Here is a 20,869-nt window from a genome sequence, read left to right on the forward strand (position 1 = left end):
AGCGACGAGGCGGGGTCGCCGTCAGCGGACGGCGACCCCGGCGTCGGTCAGTACCTGCGGTTGGGCAGTGCCTCCTTGGCCTGCTCCTGGGTGAAGGTGGTCTCCTCGGTCTCGATCCGGGCGGGCACCTCCTCGCCGGCGTGGACCTTCTTAGCCAGGTCCATCAGCTGGGGCCCCAGCAGCGGGCTGCACTCGGCGATGAAGTTGAACCTGCCCTCCGCGAGGGCCTGCATGCCGTCCTTCACCGCGTCGATGGTGATGATGGTGATGTCCCTGCCGGGCACCTTGCCGGCCGCGGTGATCGCCTCCAGCGCGCCCAGACCCATGTCGTCGTTGTGCGCGAAGAGCACGTCGATCTTCGGGTTGGCCTTGAGGAACTGCTCCATGACCTGCTTGCCGTCGGCCCGCTTGAAGTCCCCCGACTGCGAGGCGACGATCTTCAGGTTCGGGTTGGTGGCGATCGCCTGGGCGAAGCCCTCCTTGCGGTCGTTGGCCGGCGCCGATCCGGTCGTCCCCTGCAGCTCGACGATGTGCACCGGGCCGCTGGCGCCCCTGGTCTGCTCCACCAGCCATTCGCCGGCGAGGCGGCCCTCCTTGACGAAGTCCGAGCCGAGGAAGGTCTTGTAGAGGGACTTGTCGGCCGAGTCGACGGAGCGGTCGGTGAGGATCACCGGGATGCCGGCGTCCTTGGCCTCCTTGAGCACGGTGTCCCAGCCGGACTCCACCACCGGCGAGAAGGCGATGACGTCCACCTTCTGCTGGATGAAGTTGCGGATCGCCTTGATCTGGTTCTCCTGCTTCTGCTGGGCGTCGTCGAACTTCAGCTCGATCCCCGCCCGCGTCGCGGCCTCCTTGATCGAGGTGGTGTTCGCCGTCCGCCAGCCGCTCTCCGCGCCGACCTGCGAGAAGCCCAGCGTGATCTTGCCGTCGTCGGCGGAGCCGCCGGTGTCGCTGTTGCCGCAGGCCGCCACGCCGCCCGTGAGCAGCACGGTGGCGACGACTGTGACAAGGGTGCGTACCGTTCTCCTGGTCCTCATCGGTTCTCCTCGGGGTGCGGTGATCGGGACGCTGGCCTGCGGGCGTGCGCCCCGACGTGGTGGCGGGGAAGGTGTGGGAAGGGAACGTGCCGGTCGGTGATGCCGGTCAGGGGCGTCGTGGCGCTCCCGGTGACCCGGTGCCCGGGCGTTGGCCGTAGACGTTCTGGTATCGGTCGTGGAGCGAGGTGATGTCCGCCGGCGCCATGGGCAGCGGCTGCCCGAGTGCCCGGGCCAGGTGCGCGGTGCGGGCGACGTCCTCGCACATCACCGCGGCCTTGACCGCCGCGCGGGCGTCCCTGCCGATCGTGAAGACCCCGTGGTTGCGCATGAGCACCGCGGGCGAGCGGTGCCCGGACAGGGTGCTGACGATCCCCTTGCCGATGTCGTCCCCGCCGATCAGCGCGAACGGGCCCACCGGGATCTCCCCGCCGAACTCGTCGGCCTGCGCGGTCAACCAGCACGGGATCGACTCGCCCCGGGCCGCCCAGGCGGTGGCGTAGCCGCTGTGCGTGTGCACGACGCCACCGACGTGCGGCATGGCCCGGTAGACGTATGCGTGCGCGGCGGTGTCGCTGGACGGCTCCCCGTCCCCGTCGACCACCGTCCCGTCCAGATCGCAGACGACCATGGTCTGCGCCGTCAGGGCGTCGTAGTCGACACCGCTGGGCTTGATCACCATGAGGTCCTGCCCGGGGACCCGCGCCGAGACGTTGCCGGAGGTCCAGGCCACCAGCGCGTACCGGGTCAACTCGCCGTGCAGGCGGGCCACCGTCTCCCGCAGGACACCCACCTGCCGCGCCGCGTCGGTGTTCATCCCACCACCTCCAGGACCGCTTCACCCGGCGCCGCGGCGGCGGCGTTCCGGATCGCCCGCAGGCGGAGCAGGACGTCGTCTCCCCCGCGGCCGAAGTGGTCGTGCAGCGTCCGGTACTCGGCGTACAGGGCGTCGTACGCCCGCACGTTGTCGGGGTCCGGGCGGTACGCGCCCTCGTCCACCCGGCCCATCACCGCCGAGGCCCGGTGGACGTCCGGGTACGCCCCGGCGGCGACCGCCGCGTGGATCGCCGAGCCGAGCGCCGGCCCCTGGGCGGAGCCGATGATGCCCAGCGGGCGGTTGGTGACGTCGGCGTAGATCTGCATGAGCAGCCGGTTGGAGGTGAGACCACCGGCGACGACCAGGTCCCGCACCGGCACCCCGGCCCCGACGAACGCCTCGATGATCATCCGGGTGCCGAACGCCGTGGACTCGAGCAGCGCCCGGTAGACGTCCTGCGGCCGGGTGGCCAGGGTCAGCCCGACGATCACCCCGCTGAGGTCGTGGTTGACCAGCAGCGACCGGTTGCCGTTCCACCAGTCCAGCGCGATCAGGCCGTGTGCGCCGACCGGTTGGCTGGCGGCCAGCTCGGTGAGGCGCTCGTGCGACGCGGTCCCGGCCGGGGCGGCGTGCTCGACGAACCACCCGAAGATGTCCCCGACTGCGCTCTGCCCGGCCTCGTAACCCCACGCTCCCGCGCTGATGCCACCGTCGACGACACCGCACATCCCGGGCACCTCGGCGGGATGGGCGCCGTTGACCACGTGGCAGGTGGAGGTGCCCATGATGGCCACCAGCCGACCGGGGTCCAGGGCCCGCGCGGCGGCCACGGTGACGTGCGCGTCGACGTTGCCGACCGCGACCGCGATGCCCACCGGCAGCCCGGTCCAGGCGGCGGCTCGGGCGCTGAGGCTGCCGGCCCGGTCACCCAGCGGCAGCAGTCGACCGTCCAGCTTGGACACAAAGTCGGCGAAAGCCGGGTGGAGGGCGCTCAGGTAGTCGGTCGACGGGTACCGACCGTCCTGTCGGATGCCCTTGTATCCGGCGGTGCAGACGTTGCGGGTCTCCTCGTCGCACAACTGCCACACGATCCAGTCGGCGGCCTCGACGAAGCGCTCGGCGCGGTGGTAGATCTCCGGATCCTCCTCGAGGATCTGCAGGCCCTTGGCGAACTGCCACTCGGCGGAGATCTTTCCGCCGTAGCGGCCGATCCACGGCTCGCCCCGCTCGTGGGCCAACGCGTTGATGCGGTCGGCGTGCGGCTGGGCCGCGTGGTGCTTCCACAGCTTCACCCAGGCGTGCGGGCGGGGGCGCAGTTCCGGGACCTCGCACAGGGGGGTGCCGTCGGCGAGCGTCGGCAGCACCGTGCAGGCGGTGAAGTCGGTGCCGATGCCGATCACCCGCGACGGATCCACACCGGCGTCGGCCAGAGCGGCGGGGACGGCGCGCCGCAGGACGTCGCGGTAGTCCTCCGGGTCCTGCAGTGCCCAGTCGGGGGGCAGCGCCGGGCCGCCGTCGGGGAGCAGGGTCTCGATCACGCCATGGCGGTACGCGTGCACCGCTGTCCCGACCTCGGCACCATCGCGCACCCGTACCACCAGGGCCCGCCCGGAGAGGGTGCCGTAGTCGACTCCGACCACGTACCGCTCGTCCGCACCGTCCACACCGGCCATGCCCGCCTCCCATCGACGACCGGCATAGTGTTAACGCTCACATACATGTACGTCAAGATGTCCATCGGCATCGGCTCCGCAAGGGGAGATGAGCGGAACCCGCGTGATCGTCTGGTCCTGCCACGGCGACGCCAACCAGCGATTGAGCCGCGGGTAGGCGACGACCACCGCGCCGCCCGGGGTGGGTCCGGCCTCGACGCCGGGCCCACCCCGTCAGCCCCACCCGATCCGGATCGCGGACCGTGCCGTCGCCCGCCGCCGGCACGCGGCGTCGCTGGCGAACGTCAGATCCCTCGTGCCGGACCCGGTGTCACCCGGTCAGCGTCGCAGTGTCAGCAGACCCGGCCGGTACGGCAGCAGACCGTAGTCGCCACCGGAGTTGGGGGAACGCCCCTGGTAGAGCAACTGCAGGTTGCAGGGATCGACGGTCATGGTCTGATCGGCGCTGCTGCGGATCAACTCGCCGTGGCTGATGTCGTTGGTCCAGGTGGCGCCGCTGTTGGCCTTGCCGGCGAAGGGGTTGCTCTCGGTCGCGGCCTGAGGTGTCCACGTACCGCCCAGGCTGGTGGCCGTGAACGAGCGGAAGTAGCGACCCTGCGCGCCGATGGCCTCGACGAGCATCAGGTACCGGTTCTCGCCCTGGAGCTTGTAGACCTGGACGGCCTCGAACAGGTTGTTCGTCGTGTCGCTCATGATCACCGTCGAGGTCGATCCGAAACTGCCCGGGAAGTTGCCGATGGGCATGCTGGCCCGGTAGATCTTGCCGTTGTCCCCGGCGAAGAACAGGTACATGTTCGTGCTGTCGCCGATGACCGCCTGGTCGATGGGTCCCGTACCGGAGCCGGAGATGCTTCCCGAGAAGAGCACCTGCTCCGACGACCAGCCGTTGGGATTGGTGGGGTCGTTCGACGTCCGGTAGGAGAAAGCGGTGGAACCCCACTGGTAGGCGAGGACCCAGATGTTGCGGGGGGCGAAGTAGAACAGTGACGGCGCGACGGCGGAGAAGGACATCGTGTTCTGGCTGGCCGAGGCCATGTCGGACCAGTTCGCGAAGAGGCCGAAGTTCATCGAACCCCATCTCGTCCCGGTGTCGTGCGTGGTGGCGTAGACGAGGTGCCGGCCGTTGTAGGGGGCGTGGGTGAAGTCCTTCAGCGACACCCACCCCGACTTCGGGTTCGCCAAGGAGCCGGTGGACGTCCAGCGGTACGTCGACGGCAGAGCGCAGGTGCCGGGCGGCGGCGTGGTGGGGTCGCCCCCGCCGTCGACGCGGACGAGCTGCCACTGCTGGTTGTTGCCGTTCCAGTCGTCGTACTGCACGACGCTTGCGCCGTCGGCGGTCGAGGCGCCCTGCACCTCCACCACCTTGTTGCTGTTCCGGTTGATCAGGCGGACGTAGCCACCGGCGGAGTCGGCCAACCGGAACTGCTGATTGGTGGAGTTGTTGTCGGCCCACTGCACGATGCCGCCACCGTTGGCCGTCGAGAAGTTGTAGACGTCCAGCACCTTGCCGGACAGCCGCGACCGCAACCGGTAGTAGCCGCCGCCGGAGTCCACGAACTGCCACTGCTGCTGGCTGCCGTCGTTGCGCGCCCACTGCACGATGCGCGCGCCGTCGTTCGTGGCCAGGTTGTACACGTCCAGGGCCTTGCCGCTGTTGCGGTTGACCAACACGTACCACGCGCTCGTGTCGACCGTCGCGGCGGTGGCGGGCGCCGACGACACCACCGCCGCGACGGCGCCACCCACCAACACGGCCAGGCCTGCGGCGACGACCCGCAGCGGCCACCCGCGCCGCCGCGCGGGCGGTGCGATCGATGTGAATCTACCAAAGACGGACATGATCCTCCCTAGATGACAAGAGCCAACGGGCCGCCGGACGGCGGGCGCGTCACCAAGCAGGGCGGGCGAAGGGCACAGAAGTGAGCGCTGACACCGTCTGGGCCCCCGGCGCACGCCTGATCCGGGATCGACGCACGAGGCCTGCCCGGTGACCCTCACGTCATCGCCCTTAGCCATCGACTGTGAGCGATAACATGGCGCCCGTCAAGTCGTCGGCCCACCGACGATCCGGGCCGCGTCCCCGACACCGCCGCGGCCGTGGACGGTCGCCGGCGGGAACCGTCCGGGCGCAGCCAGGTCCTGGCGCGATCGAGGGCCAGCGCCGGCCGCCCGGTCCCCTGCGCGACCGTGCCCCTGTTTCCAGGCCGCTCGTCGGCGAGGTCGCCCGGCCGACCTGCCAGGACGGCACGGTCCCCCGGGAGGAACCCGCGAGGTGCCGCGCCGACCAACCACCCCATCCGTACGAGGGGGGTCTGACGCACTAGCATTGCCGCGGTCCGGGACGACTCTGCTGAAACGAGGCGACATGCGTTGGCTCCGGCAGTTACTGGGCGGCGAGCGGGTCCAGCTCGACGCGGGACGGCAGGAGGCGCTGCTACGGGACGTGCAGCACCGGTACGGCGCCCACGCGCGGATCCCGTTCTCCGCGCAGGTCGAGGCGGTCGGCGGAATGCTGAACGGCGACGACGGCCTGGTGGTGGCGGCCCGGATCGTGAGCCAGGTCGCCGACGAGGCCCACGCGGACCTGCAGGCCCAGGCCCACGACGTACACCGACGGACCGGCCGGCGGCTCCTGGTGAACCGCCGGAACTACCGGCCGCTGTGGGCGGAGGCCGGCCACGCCCTGCGGTGGCCACTGTTCGCGTTGCCGAGCGGCCTGCACCCGTACGCGCAGGTGGCCGCCGCCGTCGCGGTGGTCGGCGGCCAGGCGGCCCGGCTGGACCGGGTGACCGACCCGAACCCGCTGGTGACCCACGTGTTCGAGGTGCTCGACCTCACCACGGCCGGCTGGGAGTACGGCCGGGTGCGGATCGACACCGACGGCGCCGCCCTGGCCGATCGGCTCATCTCCACCGCCGCGCAGGTCCTCGCGGCCATGGACGACCCGCCCCGGCTACCCCCTGCGGTCCGTGAGCTGATGCGCCGCAACAACACCCTCGACGTGCACGACCCGAGCGGCCCCCGGGCGGTTGGTGTGATCAATCTGGGCGCGACGATGCGCGAGCGTCTCCTGGCCTGAGGACACCGCGACCGGAACCGGGTCGACGAGCGACGCGCTGTGCGGGTTCCAGGCCTCGGGTGACGATCGTCCAGCCGGGCACGGTCGGCTCTTCCGACCTGGAGCGGCGCGGCGCGGTCAGAGCTGCCGCGCGGCCAGCAGGCCGAGGGCGGCCACGATCACCACGCCGGCCGTGACGGTGATCGTCCGGATCCGTACCCGCAGGTCGGCGTCCCACCTGTCGCCGGTGCCGGCGGCACGGCGGGCCAGCGGGGTCGACGCCCGTCCGAGGCCGAACCCGATCCCGGCGAGCATCGCGACGTGCAGCCGCTGACCACCGAGCAGCAGGGCGACCGCCAGCACGTACGGAGCGCTCGCCGAGACGTAGGTGCGCACCCCGGTGCCCATCTCGAAGCCGAACTGCAGCGCCCCGCGCCGCAGGCTGCGCTGAAGCACGTCCTGCGGCACCTGCCGGGCGTTCTGCGGCAGCCGGATCGGCACCAGGCCCACCTCGCGCAGCAGTCCCAGCACCGCCACCGCCACGATGAGCGCGTACCGCCACCGGACGGGCAGGGGTGCGGACAGGCCGGAGAGCAGTCCCAGCACCAGTCCACTGAGCAGGCCACCGGCGACCAACCCCGTGACGAACAGGGCGAGGACGACGCCCTGCCGATCTCGATCCCGCCACCCGGGCGAGGCCAGCGCGTGCGCGCTGTTGTGCGTTCAAACGGAGCCGGAGAGCGTGTAGCCCGCGAGCCCGCCGATCACCGCCCAGGTGAGGACGTGTCCGTACGCGGCGGCGGCCAGCGCACCGACGGCGAGCAGCACCAGGGGTACGAGGGGATCGCCGGCCCGGCGCAGTGCCGCCCGGGCGTGCCCCGGCAGCGTCCGGGTCATACGGCGGCGCCGGTCAGCGTCCGCCAGGAGTCGACCCCGATCACCCCGTCGACGGTGAGCCCGTTCTGCCGCTGGAAGTCGCGCACCGCGCCGTCCGTCGCCGGGCCGAAGGCCCCGTCGACCACCAGCGCGTAGCCGCGCCTGTTCAGCTGGCGTTGCGCGGCGCTGACAGGGTGGCCGTTCGCTCCGGAGCGGACCGTGCTCACGAGCGCCGGCCAGGTTGTCGCGTCGACGACACCGGTGGTCCCGAGGCCGGCCGCCGCCTGGAACTTCTTCACCTTCGCCTCGGTGTCGCTGCCGAAGATCCCGTCGATCCCGGTCGCGTGCCCGCGGGCGGTCAGCAGGTGCTGCACGGTGTAGACGTTCACCCCGGTGTTGCTCCGCTGGGTGGTGGGCCAACTGGCCGTGCCCAGGCACCCGCACCTGGTGTTCCAGCGGCAGATCGACTTCACCCAGCCCGAGCTGGTCTTCTTGTACCCGTCGTGGCACCGGCGTTCGACCGAGCAGGCACAGGCGCCGCACGCCCCGTTGTAGGCCCACAGCCAGCCGTCGTAGGTGCCGCCGTAGCACTGGTTCGGCCGCAGGATCCAGGTGACGCCGTCGTTCTTGTGGAATCCCGTGTACGTCCCGCTGGTGTTGCAGGAGTCGGCGAAGATCGTGCTCGGGCCGCATCCCGGTGAGCAGTTGTGGTCGCTGGCGTACGTGGGGCACCCGGCATAGATCGTGTAGCCGTCGGCGTACGCGCGGCGGGCGGCCGGGAACACGCTGAGGGCGGCCATGCCCGCTGCGGTACCCACCCGCAGCAGGGTGCGTCGCGACAGCGCCCACGCCGCGCGGCTCCGGCCGCCCGGCTGCGCGGGCACCCGTCGGGCAGCGGGCCCGGTCCCCGGGTCGTCTCCGCGCAGCCAGGGCACGGTGTCGAGACCGGTCATGCCCGACCTCCCTGATTCGTGGCGGCCGCCGGTGCGGAGCCGCCGGGTGAGCTGTCGACCTCGTCGAGCAGGCGGTGCAGTGCCGCGCGGGAGCCGAGCGGCTCGGCGCGCAGCACCCGCCCGGCCCGGTCGACGACGGTGGCGAACGGGGTGGCGAGGGCGTCGTAGCGCTCGAACAGTTCCGCCTGCCCGCCGAGCACGGTGATCGGCAGCTCCGCCGCCCGCGCCGGAGGGTCCTCCCGGTAGAGGACCCGGAACTCCAGGCCGGGGCGGTCGTGGTGGTCGTTCGCCTCGGCCAGCACCTCGGTGCACGTCCCGCAGTCGGGCTCCAGGAAGAGCAGCACCAGCGGAACCGCCGGCGCCGCCGGCGCCAACCGGGCGAATCCGGGGGCCGGCGCGCCCGGCCGTAAGCCGACCGACTCGGCACGGCGCCCGACCGCACCGCTCGACAGCGCGTGCACCTGGCGTACCAGGCCGGAGACCGTGAAGGCCAGCAGAAGTATCGCGATCCAGCTCAGGATCAGTGCGCTGGTCTGGAAGCTCATCCGGGCAGGCCTCCCTCTGTCGTACCGATGGACCGGCCGGCCGTGGGCCGCCCGGCTGTCGCTGTCGCCGGCTCGTACATCGCGGCGGGCAGGTGCCACAGCAGCGCGGTGAACGTGGCGGAGGCCAGCAGCACGACGGCGAGCGAGGCGTCGGCGCGATCCGCCGCGATGGTCGAGCCGGACAGGAGCAGCGCGACCAGTGCCAGCCCGGCGAGGACCGACGCCCGCGCCACCACCCAGCCGGTCATCGGCAGTTCCACCCGGGAGCATCCGCAGGACCCCGCGCGCCCGGTCGCCCTGACGTGCAGGCCGTAGCCGGCGTACAGGGCGAGGAGCGCGGCACTGCCGACGAGGACGGCGACGAGCAGGCCCTCGCCGGCGGGGTGCAGCAGCGCCACGATCCCGGCGCCGGCGAGCAGTCCCTCGCCGGCGATGGCGACCGCGGCGAGCGCGACCGGGGCCGGAAGCACCCGGTGCGCGGCCAGGGCCCGGGCGAGCGCCGCCGGCCGTGACAGGTGCTCGGCGGTGCTGACGAGCAGGGTGAGCACGACGGTGTACGCGGCCACGCTGGCCAGCAGTGCGGGCATCGCGACCTACCTGGCCCTCTGGACGCGGAGCCGGTCGACCAGGGTGGGCACCTGCTCCATGTCGGTGTCGGCGAACGGCACCAGGCTGAGCCAGGTGTCCGCCGCGGCCAGGACGAAGTAGGGCTGCCCGTCGGGCAGGACGTCGCGGAAGAGCTCGCCCGCCTGCGTCCGCAGGCCACGCCAGGTGGGCAGTTGCCCGGCCCGCTGCTTGGTCAGCGGTGCGATCTCCAGCAGGCCGAGCCCGGGAATCTCCTTGAGCACGGTGGCCGGTTCGGCGAACTCCGCCCCGGTCTTCGAGGCCGGGCGCAGGGCCAGCCCGTCGTCGTGCTCCTCGACGCGCAGTGTCCGCAACGCCCCGAGCAGACCGGTGGTCGTCGCGCCGTACATCTCGGTGAAGAAGCAGTGTCGCCGCCCCCGCCAGACCGCCACGAGCCGTTCCTCGGCCAACTGGATCTGTGGGTCGTAGGACCGGATGCGCGCGGTCAGCAGCGTTCCGCCCTGGTAGGTGAGTTCCTCGTCGAACGTCTCGACGCCGAGCGTCCGGGCCACGTCGTCGGCGAGCCCGATCGAGCCGGCCGTGAACTCGTGCAGTCGGCCACCGATCGTCACGTCGGCCACGGAGGTGAACGGCGCACTGAGGTCGAGCGAACCATCGAGCAGGAACCGGCCCTGGTCGATCGCGCGATGCGTCACCGGTGCGCCTCTGACTGCCATGCGAGCGCCCTTCGTCCGGATCCGAAACTCAGCACCGGCACGATATCCGGACTTGTAAATATCTGACAAGCTCGATCGTCGTCACCGGGTGGTGACAGTCCCGGCCCGCGCTGACGCCGCGGGCACGCGGACGACTGCTCCGCGGTGGCATCACGGGCACCTGCGGGGCGCCCGCCCACCACGGACGCTGGAGCCTCGCGTGCGTGATCCGTACCATCAGTGCTCGACGCGGCGCCCGGCAACAGGTGCCGCGAGCGGAGCGGGACCACCGACCACCGGCATGCGGGCTCATGCCGGTCGACCGGCGTGCGACCGCCCCCGCGAACACCTCGCCCGGCGGTCCGCGCGCAGCCACCCGTACCGGAAGGACACTCCCATGCGCGCTCCCTGGACGCGCCGTCGCCGTCTTCTGCCGGGGCTGTCGGCCCTGGCCTGCCTCGCCACCGTCGCCGTGGCCGCCGCCGTCCCCCTGTCCACCCCACCCGCCCGCGCCGCCGACCCCGTCGTGGTGCTCGACGCCACCTTCGAGGACGGCACCACGCAGGGCTTCCGGCCGCGAGGCGGTGAGACCGTCGCGGTCAGCACCGCCGTCGCCCACGGCGGCACCCGCAGCCTGCTCGCCTCCGGTCGCACCGCGAGCTGGCAGGGCCCGGCCCTGGACCTGCTCGACGACATGGTCGAGGGGACCCGCTACACACTGACGGTGTGGGTCCGGCTCGCCGCCGGCCAGTCGCCCGGCCAGGTCCGGCTCAGTGTGCAACGCGACTCCGGCGGCACCTCCGCCTACGACCAGGTGGTGGGTGACACCGCGGTCACCGCCGACGCCTGGGTCCGGCTCAGCGGCACCTACGTGCTCGCCCACGCCGTCGACGGGCTGTCGGCGTACGTGGAGACCGCCGACGGCACCGCCGACCTGCACGTCGACGACTTCGCCATGGCGTACCAGCCGACCAAGCCGGTGCAGACCGACATCCCGGCCCTGCGTGAGGTGCTGGCCGGCGACTTCCCGATCGGGGCGGCGATCGGCAACCGGCAGATCGTCGGCGACCAGGCGGTCCTGCTGCGCCGGCACTTCGACACGGTGACGCCCGGCAACGCGCTCAAGTGGGACGCCACCCAGCCGGCCGAGGGCACCTTCCGGTGGGCCGACGCCGACACGCAGGTCGGTTTCGCCACCGACAACGGCCTGGCGGTACGCGGACACACCCTCGTCTGGCACCAGCAGACCCCGGCCTGGGTCTTCATCGACACCGACGGCACCCCGCTGACCTCGGACCCGGCCGACAAGGCCCTGCTGCTGTCCCGGCTGGAGGCGCACATCCGCGCGGTCGTCGGCCGGTACGGCGACGCCATCGGGGTCTGGGACGTCGCCAACGAGGTGATCGACGAGAACCAGTCCGACGGGCTGCGGCGCAGCCGCTGGTACGAGATCAGCGGACTGGACTACCTGCGGACCGCGTTCCGGGTGGCTCGGGAGGTCGCGCCGACGGCCAAGCTCTACGTCAACGACTACAACACCAACGTGCCGGCCAAGCGCGACAGGCTGCGCGACCTGGTGAGCCGACTGCGCGCCGAGGGGGTGCCGATCGACGGCGTGGGGCACCAGATGCACGTCAACGTCCAGTGGCCGTCGGTCGCCGAGACGGAGGCGATGCTGCAGGCGTTCATCCCGCTCGGCGTCGAACAACAGGTGACCGAGATGGACGTCAGCATCTACGTGAACGACCGCGAGTCCTTCCCCGCCCCGCCGGCCGAGCGGCTGCTGACCCAGGCGTACCGGTACCGGGACCTGTTCGCCCTCTACCGCCGCTACGCCGACGAGCTGACCTCGGTGACCCTGTGGGGGCTGGCGGACGACGACACCTGGCTGGACACCTTCCCCGTGGCCCGCAAGGACGCGCCGCTGCTGTTCGACACGGAACTGCAGGCCAAGTCGGCGTACTGGGCGATCGTCGACCCGACCCGCATCGACCCGACGCCGACGCCGACCGTCTCCCCCACGGTCGGCCCGACCTCCTCCCCGACGCCCACGCCGACCGCGGGGCCGGAGGCCTGCCGGGCGGCGTACACCGTCACCAACCAGTGGCCGGGCGGCTTCCAGGCCAGCCTCAGGATCACCAACACCGGGCTGCGAGCGCGCCAGGACTGGGCGGTGCGCTGGCGGTTCCCGGACGGGCAGCGGATCAGCCAGCTCTGGAACGGCACGATCCGCCAGGACGGCCCGGACGTGACGGTCACCCCCACGTCCTGGAACTCCGCTCTGCCCGCCGGCGGGACGGTCGAGTTCGGCTTCCTCGCCAGTTGGTCCACGGGCAACGGCCGCCCGGCCGACTTCACCCTCGACGGGCTGGCCTGCACGACCGGCTGAGCCCGGCCCGCCGTACCGCGACTCGCCCGCCGTCGGGTCGGCGGGCAGCCGCCGTACCGCCTGAGGCACGTACGCGAGAAGGGGCGTACAGCGCGACGCCCTGGTCGAGACCGTGTTCGGCAACTGCCTCTCACGGTACCGAAGGATGTGGACGATGGCCGGGCCGGACAGGCCCGGCCATCGCCCCGTTCACCCCGGGAGCGCCGTCGATCGGTTGGTCAGCAACCGGCGGTACGTTCTACCAGTGGCAGTTGGCGGCCGGGATCCAGCCGTCCTGCCCCGGCGCCTCGGCCCCGTGGCCGTAGTACCAGGTCTGAATGTCACTGCCGCCGTAGATCGAGTGCACACGGAAGCCCCGCCCCGGGCTCAAGGTGCGTAGGACGCCGCCCCAGGGCTGGTCGCGCAGCCAGGTGGCCTGGTTGGTCACGCAGATGTCTCCAGGGCCATCGCTGGCGGCGGCCGGCGTGGACGCCACCGCCGATCCGGCCGCGACGACGGCCATGACCGCCAGCACGCGTGCGACGTTGCGCTTCATACGTTTCCTCTCCATCGGGTGCCTTGTGAGCCAGCCGATTATGCCCAACACCCCTGACAGAGGTCGGTCGGCCTGAACAGCATCAGGGTCAGGTGCAGCGCGGAGGCAGCATGCCGAACGTCGTGATCACCAACGTGAAGATCGACAAGTCGAACAACAGCGGCGACATCGTGAAGGAACCCCGCTCCACCTTGTCGATCACCGGCGGCTGACCCGCCCGACGACCGTGGAGCGAGGTGTCCCCGGCTCCGCGGCCGGGAACACCTCGCAGGAGACCCTGGCCGGGCTCGCGGTCGATCGTGAGATGCCGGAAGCCGGCCCGCTGCCGATGCAGCGAGCCGGCCGGTGTCCCCGAGGCGACCCCGGAGTGGATCAGGCAGGCACCGTCCCGTTGAGGTACGCGTTGATCTGGTCGATCTCCAGCGCGTTGAAGACCTCGGGCTGGGCGGCGGCCTGGTTCGAGTTGATGATCCGCTTGAACAGGTTGTAGTGCGCCATCGACCGCAGCCCGATGACGCGGTTGGGGGTGACCAGGTAGCCGGTGCCGCCGGTGCTCCAGATGAGGTACATCAGTCCATCCTTAGTGACAATCTCAGGGGGAGATCCGGGCGCCCCGGCGTACGGGGCACCCGTGAGAACCGACTCGGGGTCAACTCGCTGACCGTTCGGCTGGAAGATCTCAAGATGCAGGTGCGCGCCGGTGGAGCGGCCGGTGGAGCCCACGTTGCCGATGTGCTGACCGGCGGCGACCTGCACGCCCGTCCCGACTGTGGGAGCCTCCCGCATGTGCCCGTAGACACTCCGCCAACCGTCGGCGTGCGTGATGGTGGCGTTGTGGCCGAGGCCGCTCGCGCTGTAGGAGACGCTGGTCACGGTGCCCGCCGCGATCGAACGGACCGGATAGCCGAGAATCCCCGAATAGCTGTAGTCCGTGCCGTTGTGCATCCTGGACACGCCAGTGATCGGATCTGTCCGCATCCCGTACGAGGACGTGACCGGAACCCACTTGTCGAAGGGCCGGTTCCATCTCGGCGTCGCGCCGTACGCGGCTTCCGCGAGCCACGCCTCCGGAATGATGCCGGCCGCCAGCGTGGCGGTGACCAGGCCGAGCAGATGGCGACGGTCGATGCCACGTGACGCCGCCCGATCCATCGGCGATGTTTCGTCGAATGTCTGCACTCGGTTCCTTGCTGCACGGTGAATGACGACCGGAGACGATCCGTCACCGAGGAGAACACCGATTGTGGCTTCCGCTCGGTTCAGGCGGTCGCTGGTTCTGGACGGGCTGACCAACCCTTCGGCGGCGAACCAGCGAGCCCGCGTCCATCTGGGATCTTGGATATTAGGGTATCGAGCTCCACTGGTGTCAAGAAGCGACATCACCGTCGACGCGCGATCCGATCATCCGACCGTCCGGGGCGCCAGGGTCAGGCGTCTGCTCACCTGCGGCGGGCCGTCGAGGCGCACCTCGTACAGCCGCCCCTCGGCGTGCGCCGGCGTCTGGTCCCCGTAGTGCGGCGAGAGGGGATGGCCCGAGCTGCCGTGGCGGAGCACGTCGCGGATGCGGGTGCCGCCGGCGGGGCCGAACTCGACGACGAAGCGCCATGGCGCGCCCTCGACCACCTGGCCGTCGCGGTCGGGATACATCAGACAGACACTCTGCCCGCCACCGCCCACCGGAGTGGGGGGCGACCCGTACAGCGAACGCAGCGGGTCCGACACCGCGGCCAGGGGATGCTGGTCCGCGATCCGGTTCGACCTGCCGTAGCGCCAGCCGGTGGGGTCGTCGCCGAACCTGTCGGCGAGTCGGCGCGCCGCCTCGGTGAGGGCGGCGGCGACGACGACCGGAAGTTCCTCCGCCTCGCCGAGGCACCGGCGGGCGTCCCCGTCCATCACCAGGTGATCCACCTGGAGGGTGACGTCGGTCATGGCGTCGGCGACGGCCGCGCCGAGCCGGCTGGTGATCCAGCGCTCGGTCAGCACCCGGGCCAGCGCCGCGAAGACCAGAGGTGCGACCTGGTCGACGTCGTCCCTGCCGTCCCAGGTGGTCAACGACCGATGGCAGGACCGGGCCAGCGGCGACTCCGGTGGATTCTCGTCGAGCGCCTTCAGCAGGGTGGGCAGGATGCGCTGTGCCCGGCCGTTGCGCAGGTCCATCTGCCACGCGCCGAAGTCGTCCGGACGGGCCGTCGGCATCGCCGTCAACAGCTCCTCGATCCGGTCGGCCCGGTACGGTCCGCCCCAGTCGCTGCCCAGGTGCGGGGCGACCCCGTCGGGCAGGATCTGGTGGTTGGCGCTGACCACGAAGCCCGCGGGCGGATCGACGACCTCCGGTAGCTCGTCGAACGCGAGCGGGGTGCTCCAGCGAGCGGCCACCTCGGCCGCGCCGGCCGGGGCGAGGCCCTCCTGACGGTCACGCCGGGGCACTATTCCGGCCGTCCGCAGCGCGACCACACCGTCCCGGGTCGCGACGACGAGGTTGAGCACGGGCACACCGAAACCCCGCAGGGTCTCGCGGAACGCCGGGTAGTCGCGTGCCCGCCACATCCGCTGGCAGCTCTCGGCCTCGGTGGACGGGTGCAGACCGCTCCAGTAGAGGGCCACCGGGTCCGTTTCCGCACCGCGTGGGCCCGGCAGGTCGACGTATCCCGTCCCGCCCGCGGCGGTCACGGAGATCTCGTTCCCGCCACGCACCCGGACGACGCTGGTCTGCGACCACCGTGGCTCTCCCGTCGGGCCGGTCCGCTCCCCCACGGCCAGGTCCTGGGTGTCGATGGTGGAGTTCGTCACCCCCCACGCGAGATCCGGGTTGGCGCCGATGACCAGTCCGGGCACGCCCGGCACCGTCACCCCGTACGCGCGTTCGCCGTCGAGGTCCAGTCCCAGCTGGTACCAGAGGCTCGGCCGGGTGAACAGGATGTGCGGGTCGTTGGCCAGCGCGGCGAAGCCGGTGGCGGACCTGGCCGCGGACACCGCCCACGCGTTCGAGCCGCTCCCCTGCCGGCCCCCGAAGAGATCACCGAGGTGGGCGGCGCCGGCCGCGGACAGCAGCGCGGTGTCGCCGCGCCGTGTCGCCGGCCCTGCCGAGGCGTCGGCGGCGATGGTGACGCTGCCCCCGGGCGGGTACTTCGGCGCGAGGAAGCTGCGGACGAGGTCCGGTCGCTCCGCCAGCAGCCGGCCACGGAAGACCTCCTGCTGCAGGTTGCGGCCCAGCTGGAAACCGAGCTGCTTGACGATGGCCAGCGAGTCGCCGACCGACCACGGGTCCGGCCGGTACCTCACCAGGTGGAAATCGGGCGGCAGCTGCCCGCGGCGCCGCATCCGGCGTACCGCGGTGTCGACGCCGTGGGCGAAGGCCGCGAGGTTGGCGCGGGCGGGCGGCGAGAGCAGGGCCTCGCTCCGGCGGGCGGCCCGCTCGAAGGCGAGGGTACGGGCGAGGACGTCCGAACCGGCGGCGCGTTCGCCGAACACCTCCGCCAGTCGTCCGGTCGCCCGCCGGCGCAGGACGTCCATCTGCCACAGCCGGTCGTACGCCATCGCGACCCCGACGCCCACGTAGAGGTCACGCTCGTCGCCCGCACGGATCCACGGGATGCCGCGTTCGTCGCGGTCGATGTCGACGGTCCCGTGCAGGCCCGCGACGGAAAGTACCCGGGTTCGCCGGAGCGCCCGACTGCTCGGCCAGGCGGCCAGGCGCAGGAGGCCCGCCGCGGCCCTCATGACGCCTTTTCGGTCTCCGGGAGCGGGTCGTGGCGACTCAGGTCAGGGATGCGCCGGCCGACCAGCAGGTAGATCGCGACGCTCACCAACGCCAGGGAACCGATGGCGAGGAACATGGCCGGCCCGCCGAAGGACGCGAGGACGAGGCTGCCGAGGAACGGTCCGGTGAACCCGCCGACCTGCGCGAAGGTCTGTGCGCCGAAGTAGGCTCCGCGCCGGTCCTCGGGCGCGATGCGGTCGACGAGCGCGAACTCCGACGGCACGATCAGGGTCTCGGCGACGGTGAACACCACCATCGCCACGATGTAGTGCCACATCTGCTCGGAGATCGCGAAGCCGGCCATCCCGACGAAGGTGAGGATCCCGCCGAGGGTGATGGCGTTCAGCGGGTTGTAGCGCTGCACGTAGCCGGCGGCGAAGAGCTGGAGGATGATCACCGCCACCGCGTTGGTGGTCATGACCGCGGCGAGCACCCGGGCGCTGTCGGCGAAGTCGATGACGAAGTTCTGGGCGAGCAGCACCGAGATCCTACTGTGCACCGTCTCCAACAGGATCGCGCCGATGAGCAGGAGAAGCAGGCGGCGGTCCGACATCACCGCCCGGGCCGACTCGCCCAGTCCGCGGGCGATGGCGCCCGTGCTGCGGCCGAGCGTCGCCAGCCCGCCGTTCGCAGTGGACGGTCGTGGCAGTTGCCGCGTGGCCGTCCAGAGGACGGCGAGGTAGACCAGGTACACGGCGGCGGCGGCGGGGAAGGAGATCCGGGCGCCGGTGAACCCGAGGGCCACGCCGATCAGCGGACCGACGGCGTAGCCGGCGTTGATCGCGAGGTACTGGTAGGAGAACCACTTCACCCGCAACGACACGGGGAGCAGGTCGCTGATGAGGACCTTCGCGACCGGGCTGAAGGCACTGGTGGCGAACGCCATGGACGCGTTGAAGACGAATGCCGTCACGGCGTCGCGCGCGAAGAAGAACCCGACGAAGCTGCCGATCACCACCAGCAGGCAGGAGAGCAGGACCCGGCGGCGTCCCACGATGTCGGAGAGGGCGCCGCCGAGGAACCCGCCGGAGATGCCGAAGAGCACGGAGGAGCCGATGACCAGGCCGACCGTCGAGACGGACAGGCCGAGTTCGTTGCGGAGGTAGATGGCGAGGAAGGGAATCGTCACGCCGTTGGCCAGGCTCATCACGCCGGAACCGCCGACGAGGATCCTGGCCAGTCGCGGTGGGCGGAACGCTGCGCTCGCAGCCGGTTCCCGGGTCAACTCGGGTTTCCTTCCGTCTCGTCCTGCTGGCTCTGGAATTCGATCATTGCCTCGGCGACGGTTGCCGCCCCGGGGTCACGCAGCATGCCCTCGTGGCTGGTGGCCACCACCGTCTCGGTCAGGTTCGGCAGCACCAGGTGCCAGCCCTCGGTGTGCCCGTCGTCGTCGTGGGACCTTTCCAGGCCCGCCACCAGCAGCAGTGCGGGCACGGCCAGGGCCGGCGCGGGTTCCGCCATGATCCGTCCCATCGTCCGGTAGTCCGCGAAGGCATCGGTGAGCTCGCCGATCGTGGCAGCCAGCGCGGGCGCCGCGGTGGAGGCGGCCCAGCGCAGGAGCTCCGTGTCGGCCATCCCGGCCGCGGACTGCGGGGAGAGCTCGCGCCACCGGCGGGTGTGCTCGGGAAACGCGAGGGCGACGTCGGATAGGAAGGCGACCAGCCGGGTCCGGTCATCCTCGGAGAGGCGCTGGTGCAGACATCGTGGGCTCGGCGCGTCGAGCAGGGTGATGCTGCGCACCTGGCGGCCGACCGCCCGCATCGCGTGGGCCAGGTGCAGCGCCATCGCCCCACCCAGGGAATGTCCGACGAGGTGGACCCCGGGACCGCCGACGGGCAGCAGCTCGGCCAGGCAGGCCCGCGCGGCGACGGCGGCGGACGGCGTGCCGTCCCGCGCCCGGAGGATGTCGCGGGTGTGCAGGGCGTGGAACGGGCGGCCCCGCACGTGCGTCGACAGCCGCGCCATCGAGGCGCCGATCCCGAAGACGCCGGGCAGCGCCACCACGGGCGCCCGGCCCGTGGTGGAGTCCCCCAGCGGCAACAGGTCGACCGGGCGGCGGGCCGCCGCACCCTGTCCGGCCGGCCGGGCCCGACGGACCGCGCCCGCCACCGCTCGTATGGTCGGCGCCTTGAGGAAGTCGCGCAGCGGGACGACGACACCGAACTGTCGGCGTACGGCGGCCAGCAGGCGGGTCGCCAGCAGGGAGTTCCCGCCCTGCCGGAAGAAGTCGGTGTCCGGTTCGACCTCGGTGCCGGGCAGCAGCTCGGCCAGGATCGCCAGCAGGGACCGCGTGACGTCGTCGACGCCTGCGGGCACGTGTGGCGTCAGGACGGGGTCCGGGTCGGGCAACGCCTCCCGGTCGAGCTTGCCGTTGGCGGTGCGCGGCAGCGCGTCGACGAGGATGAACGCGGACGGGACGGCGTACGCCGGAAGCCGTTCCTCCAGCCAGGAGCGCAGCTGCGCCGGACCGTCGCCCCCGTCACCGACGACGTACGCCACCAGCCGCGTTCCCGTGCCAGGTGCGGTGTGCGGCACCACCGCGGCCTGCCGCACACCGGGGCGGGCGACCAGTGCGGCGTGCACCTCCCCCAGCTCCAGGCGGTAGCCGCGGATCTTGACCTGGTCGTCGTCGCGCCCGTGGTACTCGTACTCGCCGGACGGCGTCCGCCGGGCGAGGTCCCCGGAGCGGTAGCCGCGTACCGGCCGGCCCCGCGCGTCGGTGACGGTGACGAACCGCTGCGCGGTGAGTTCCGGCTGCCCCAGGTAGCCGAGGGCCACGCCCGCACCCGTGACGACGATCTGCCCGATCCCACCGTCGGCGACCGGCTGGTCGTCCTCGTCCCACAACAGGAAGTCGAGGTCGGGAAGTGGGGTGCCGATCAGGCTGGTCGTGCCGGCGACGTCGGAGGCGAGGATCCGGCGGTACGAGGCGTGGACGGTGGTCTCGGTGATCCCGTACATGTTGACCAGTTCGGGCGCGGCGTCGCCGTACTTGGCGACCCAGGGCCGCAGGTCTGCGAACCGGAGCGCCTCACCGCCGAAGACCACCCACCTCAGCGGCAGCCGGTCGGCGTACTCGTCCTCCTGGGCCGCCAGCGAACCGAAGGCGGTGGGCGTCTGGCTGAGCATCGTGACCCGCTCCGCCCGCAGCAGACGCCGCAGGGCGACCGGGTCCCGCATGACCTCGGCCTCGACGACGACGACACACCCGCCGGTGAGCAGCGCCCCCCACATCTCCCACACCGAGAAGTCGAAGGCGAACGAGTGCGCCATGGTCCACACGTCCTCCGGCCCGAACCCGAAGAGGGGCTGCGTGGTGCCGATCAGGCGCAGGACGTTGGCGTGCGAGACCTCGATCCCCTTGGGGCGGCCGGTCGTGCCCGAGGTGTGGATGACGTACGCCCGGTCGGTGGGCGCGATCGGGCGGACCGGTGCGGCGGGCGGGTCCGGCTGCTCCCCGCCGCCGTCCGGCGCGTCGAGCAGGACGGCCGCGACCGTCGCGGGCAGGGAGCCGGCCAGCGTACCCGTGGTGATCACCAGGGACGGCGCCGCGTCACCGACGATCGTGCCGGTACGGACGGCGGGCGCCTCCGGGTCGAGCGGCAGGTACGCGGCACCCGTCCGGAGCACCGCCAGCGCCGCCACGATCATCCGCGCCGAGCGCGGCAGCAGCACGCCGACCGGCTGCCCGGGCGGCGCGACCGCCGCGATCCGGCCGGCCAGGGCGCGGGAGGCGGTGGCCAGCTCCCGGTACGTCAGGGCCTGCCGGGCGCAGCGGACGGCGACCCGGTCGGGGTGCCGACCGGCGACCTCGTCGAACGCGGCGACCAGGTTGCCGGCGGTGACCGTCGCGGTGTCGGTCCGGCCGAGCGCCGGTGTGGGCGCGTCACGGCGTCCGGCGAGCCGCCGACGCAGCCGTAGCGCGCGGTCGGTCGACGTCATGCGCGCT

Annotated in this window: 17 protein-coding genes; 2 read left to right on the top strand and 15 right to left on the bottom strand. The window is 72.0% G+C overall.

Features of this window, described 5'->3' with window-relative positions; all coding sequences use genetic code 11:
• Window positions 1-47: 47 nt before the first annotated feature.
• The 4 genes from V6U77_RS10130 to V6U77_RS10145 all read right to left on the bottom strand — a co-directional run bounded on the left by V6U77_RS10130 (window position 48) and on the right by V6U77_RS10145 (window position 5,363).
• Window positions 48-1,037: an ABC transporter substrate-binding protein gene (locus tag V6U77_RS10130; RefSeq protein ID WP_334605997.1), complete on the bottom strand. Its 990-nt coding sequence runs from the start codon at window positions 1,035-1,037 to the stop codon at window positions 48-50.
• A 106-nt stretch (window positions 1,038-1,143) separates the two neighbouring features.
• Entirely contained in the window at window positions 1,144-1,851 is a 708-nt protein-coding gene (locus V6U77_RS10135) for an L-ribulose-5-phosphate 4-epimerase (RefSeq protein WP_334605998.1), read from the bottom strand.
• Window positions 1,848-3,524 carry a ribulokinase gene (gene araB, locus V6U77_RS10140; protein WP_334605999.1) on the bottom strand — a complete coding sequence of 559 codons (1,677 nt, stop codon included), beginning with the start codon at window positions 3,522-3,524 and terminating at the stop codon, window positions 1,848-1,850. The genes V6U77_RS10135 and araB overlap by 4 nt, the downstream gene beginning before the upstream one ends.
• Window positions 3,525-3,842: 318 nt before the next feature.
• Entirely contained in the window at window positions 3,843-5,363 is a 1,521-nt protein-coding gene (locus tag V6U77_RS10145; RefSeq protein ID WP_334606000.1) for a non-reducing end alpha-L-arabinofuranosidase family hydrolase, read from the bottom strand.
• Between the two features lie 526 nt (window positions 5,364-5,889).
• Here V6U77_RS10145 and V6U77_RS10150 point away from each other — a divergent pair.
• Complete coding sequence (locus tag V6U77_RS10150) at window positions 5,890-6,603, top strand: hypothetical protein (RefSeq protein ID WP_334606001.1); 714 nt, start codon at window positions 5,890-5,892, stop codon at window positions 6,601-6,603.
• A gap of 117 nt (window positions 6,604-6,720) precedes the next feature.
• Here the strand turns inward: V6U77_RS10150 and V6U77_RS10155 are convergent, their stop codons facing one another.
• From V6U77_RS10155 to V6U77_RS10180, 6 genes are all read right to left on the bottom strand, one after another.
• A complete protein-coding gene (locus V6U77_RS10155) occupies window positions 6,721-7,218 on the bottom strand; it encodes a hypothetical protein (protein WP_334606002.1) in 498 nt (165 codons plus the stop codon).
• A gap of 87 nt (window positions 7,219-7,305) precedes the next feature.
• Entirely contained in the window at window positions 7,306-7,479 is a 174-nt protein-coding gene (locus tag V6U77_RS10160) for a hypothetical protein (RefSeq protein WP_334606003.1), read from the bottom strand.
• A complete protein-coding gene (locus V6U77_RS10165) occupies window positions 7,476-8,411 on the bottom strand; it encodes a peptidoglycan-binding domain-containing protein (protein ID WP_334606004.1) in 936 nt (311 codons plus the stop codon). The genes V6U77_RS10160 and V6U77_RS10165 overlap by 4 nt, the downstream gene beginning before the upstream one ends.
• Complete coding sequence (locus V6U77_RS10170) at window positions 8,408-8,956, bottom strand: hypothetical protein (RefSeq protein ID WP_334606005.1); 549 nt, start codon at window positions 8,954-8,956, stop codon at window positions 8,408-8,410. Before V6U77_RS10170 ends, V6U77_RS10165 begins: the two co-directional genes overlap by 4 nt.
• The gene (locus V6U77_RS10175; RefSeq protein ID WP_334606006.1) at window positions 8,953-9,543 is read right to left on the bottom strand and encodes a MauE/DoxX family redox-associated membrane protein; all 591 of its coding nucleotides are present in this window, start codon (window positions 9,541-9,543) and stop codon (window positions 8,953-8,955) included. The genes V6U77_RS10170 and V6U77_RS10175 overlap by 4 nt, the downstream gene beginning before the upstream one ends.
• 6 nt (window positions 9,544-9,549) lie before the next feature.
• Window positions 9,550-10,236 carry a hypothetical protein gene (locus tag V6U77_RS10180; protein WP_334606007.1) on the bottom strand — a complete coding sequence of 229 codons (687 nt, stop codon included), beginning with the start codon at window positions 10,234-10,236 and terminating at the stop codon, window positions 9,550-9,552.
• Between the two features lie 397 nt (window positions 10,237-10,633).
• On the opposite strand from V6U77_RS10180, the gene V6U77_RS10185 reads away from it, so the two are divergent.
• A complete protein-coding gene (locus V6U77_RS10185; protein WP_334606008.1) occupies window positions 10,634-12,625 on the top strand; it encodes an endo-1,4-beta-xylanase in 1,992 nt (663 codons plus the stop codon).
• Between the two features lie 238 nt (window positions 12,626-12,863).
• Here V6U77_RS10185 and V6U77_RS10190 read toward each other — a convergent pair whose 3' ends face one another.
• From V6U77_RS10190 to V6U77_RS10210, 5 genes are all read right to left on the bottom strand, one after another.
• Window positions 12,864-13,160 (bottom strand): hypothetical protein, encoded by a 297-nt coding sequence (locus V6U77_RS10190; protein WP_334606009.1) that lies wholly within the window; start codon window positions 13,158-13,160, stop codon window positions 12,864-12,866.
• 372 nt (window positions 13,161-13,532) lie between these two features.
• Window positions 13,533-14,339, bottom strand: a complete 807-nt coding sequence (locus tag V6U77_RS10195; protein ID WP_334606010.1) for a M23 family metallopeptidase — start codon at window positions 14,337-14,339, stop codon at window positions 13,533-13,535.
• Window positions 14,340-14,561: 222 nt separating this feature from the next.
• Complete coding sequence (locus tag V6U77_RS10200; protein ID WP_334606011.1) at window positions 14,562-16,880, bottom strand: penicillin acylase family protein; 2,319 nt, start codon at window positions 16,878-16,880, stop codon at window positions 14,562-14,564.
• The gene (locus V6U77_RS10205) at window positions 16,877-18,145 is read right to left on the bottom strand and encodes an MFS transporter (protein ID WP_334606012.1); all 1,269 of its coding nucleotides are present in this window, start codon (window positions 18,143-18,145) and stop codon (window positions 16,877-16,879) included. The genes V6U77_RS10200 and V6U77_RS10205 overlap by 4 nt, the downstream gene beginning before the upstream one ends.
• Window positions 18,142-20,862, bottom strand: coding sequence for an amino acid adenylation domain-containing protein (locus V6U77_RS10210; protein ID WP_334606013.1), 2,721 nt, complete (start codon window positions 20,860-20,862; stop codon window positions 18,142-18,144). The genes V6U77_RS10205 and V6U77_RS10210 overlap by 4 nt, the downstream gene beginning before the upstream one ends.
• Window positions 20,863-20,869: the final 7 nt, after the last annotated feature.

Source organism: Micromonospora sp. CPCC 205546 (assembly GCF_036902715.1).
Classification (GTDB): Bacteria; Actinomycetota; Actinomycetes; order Mycobacteriales; family Micromonosporaceae; genus Micromonospora.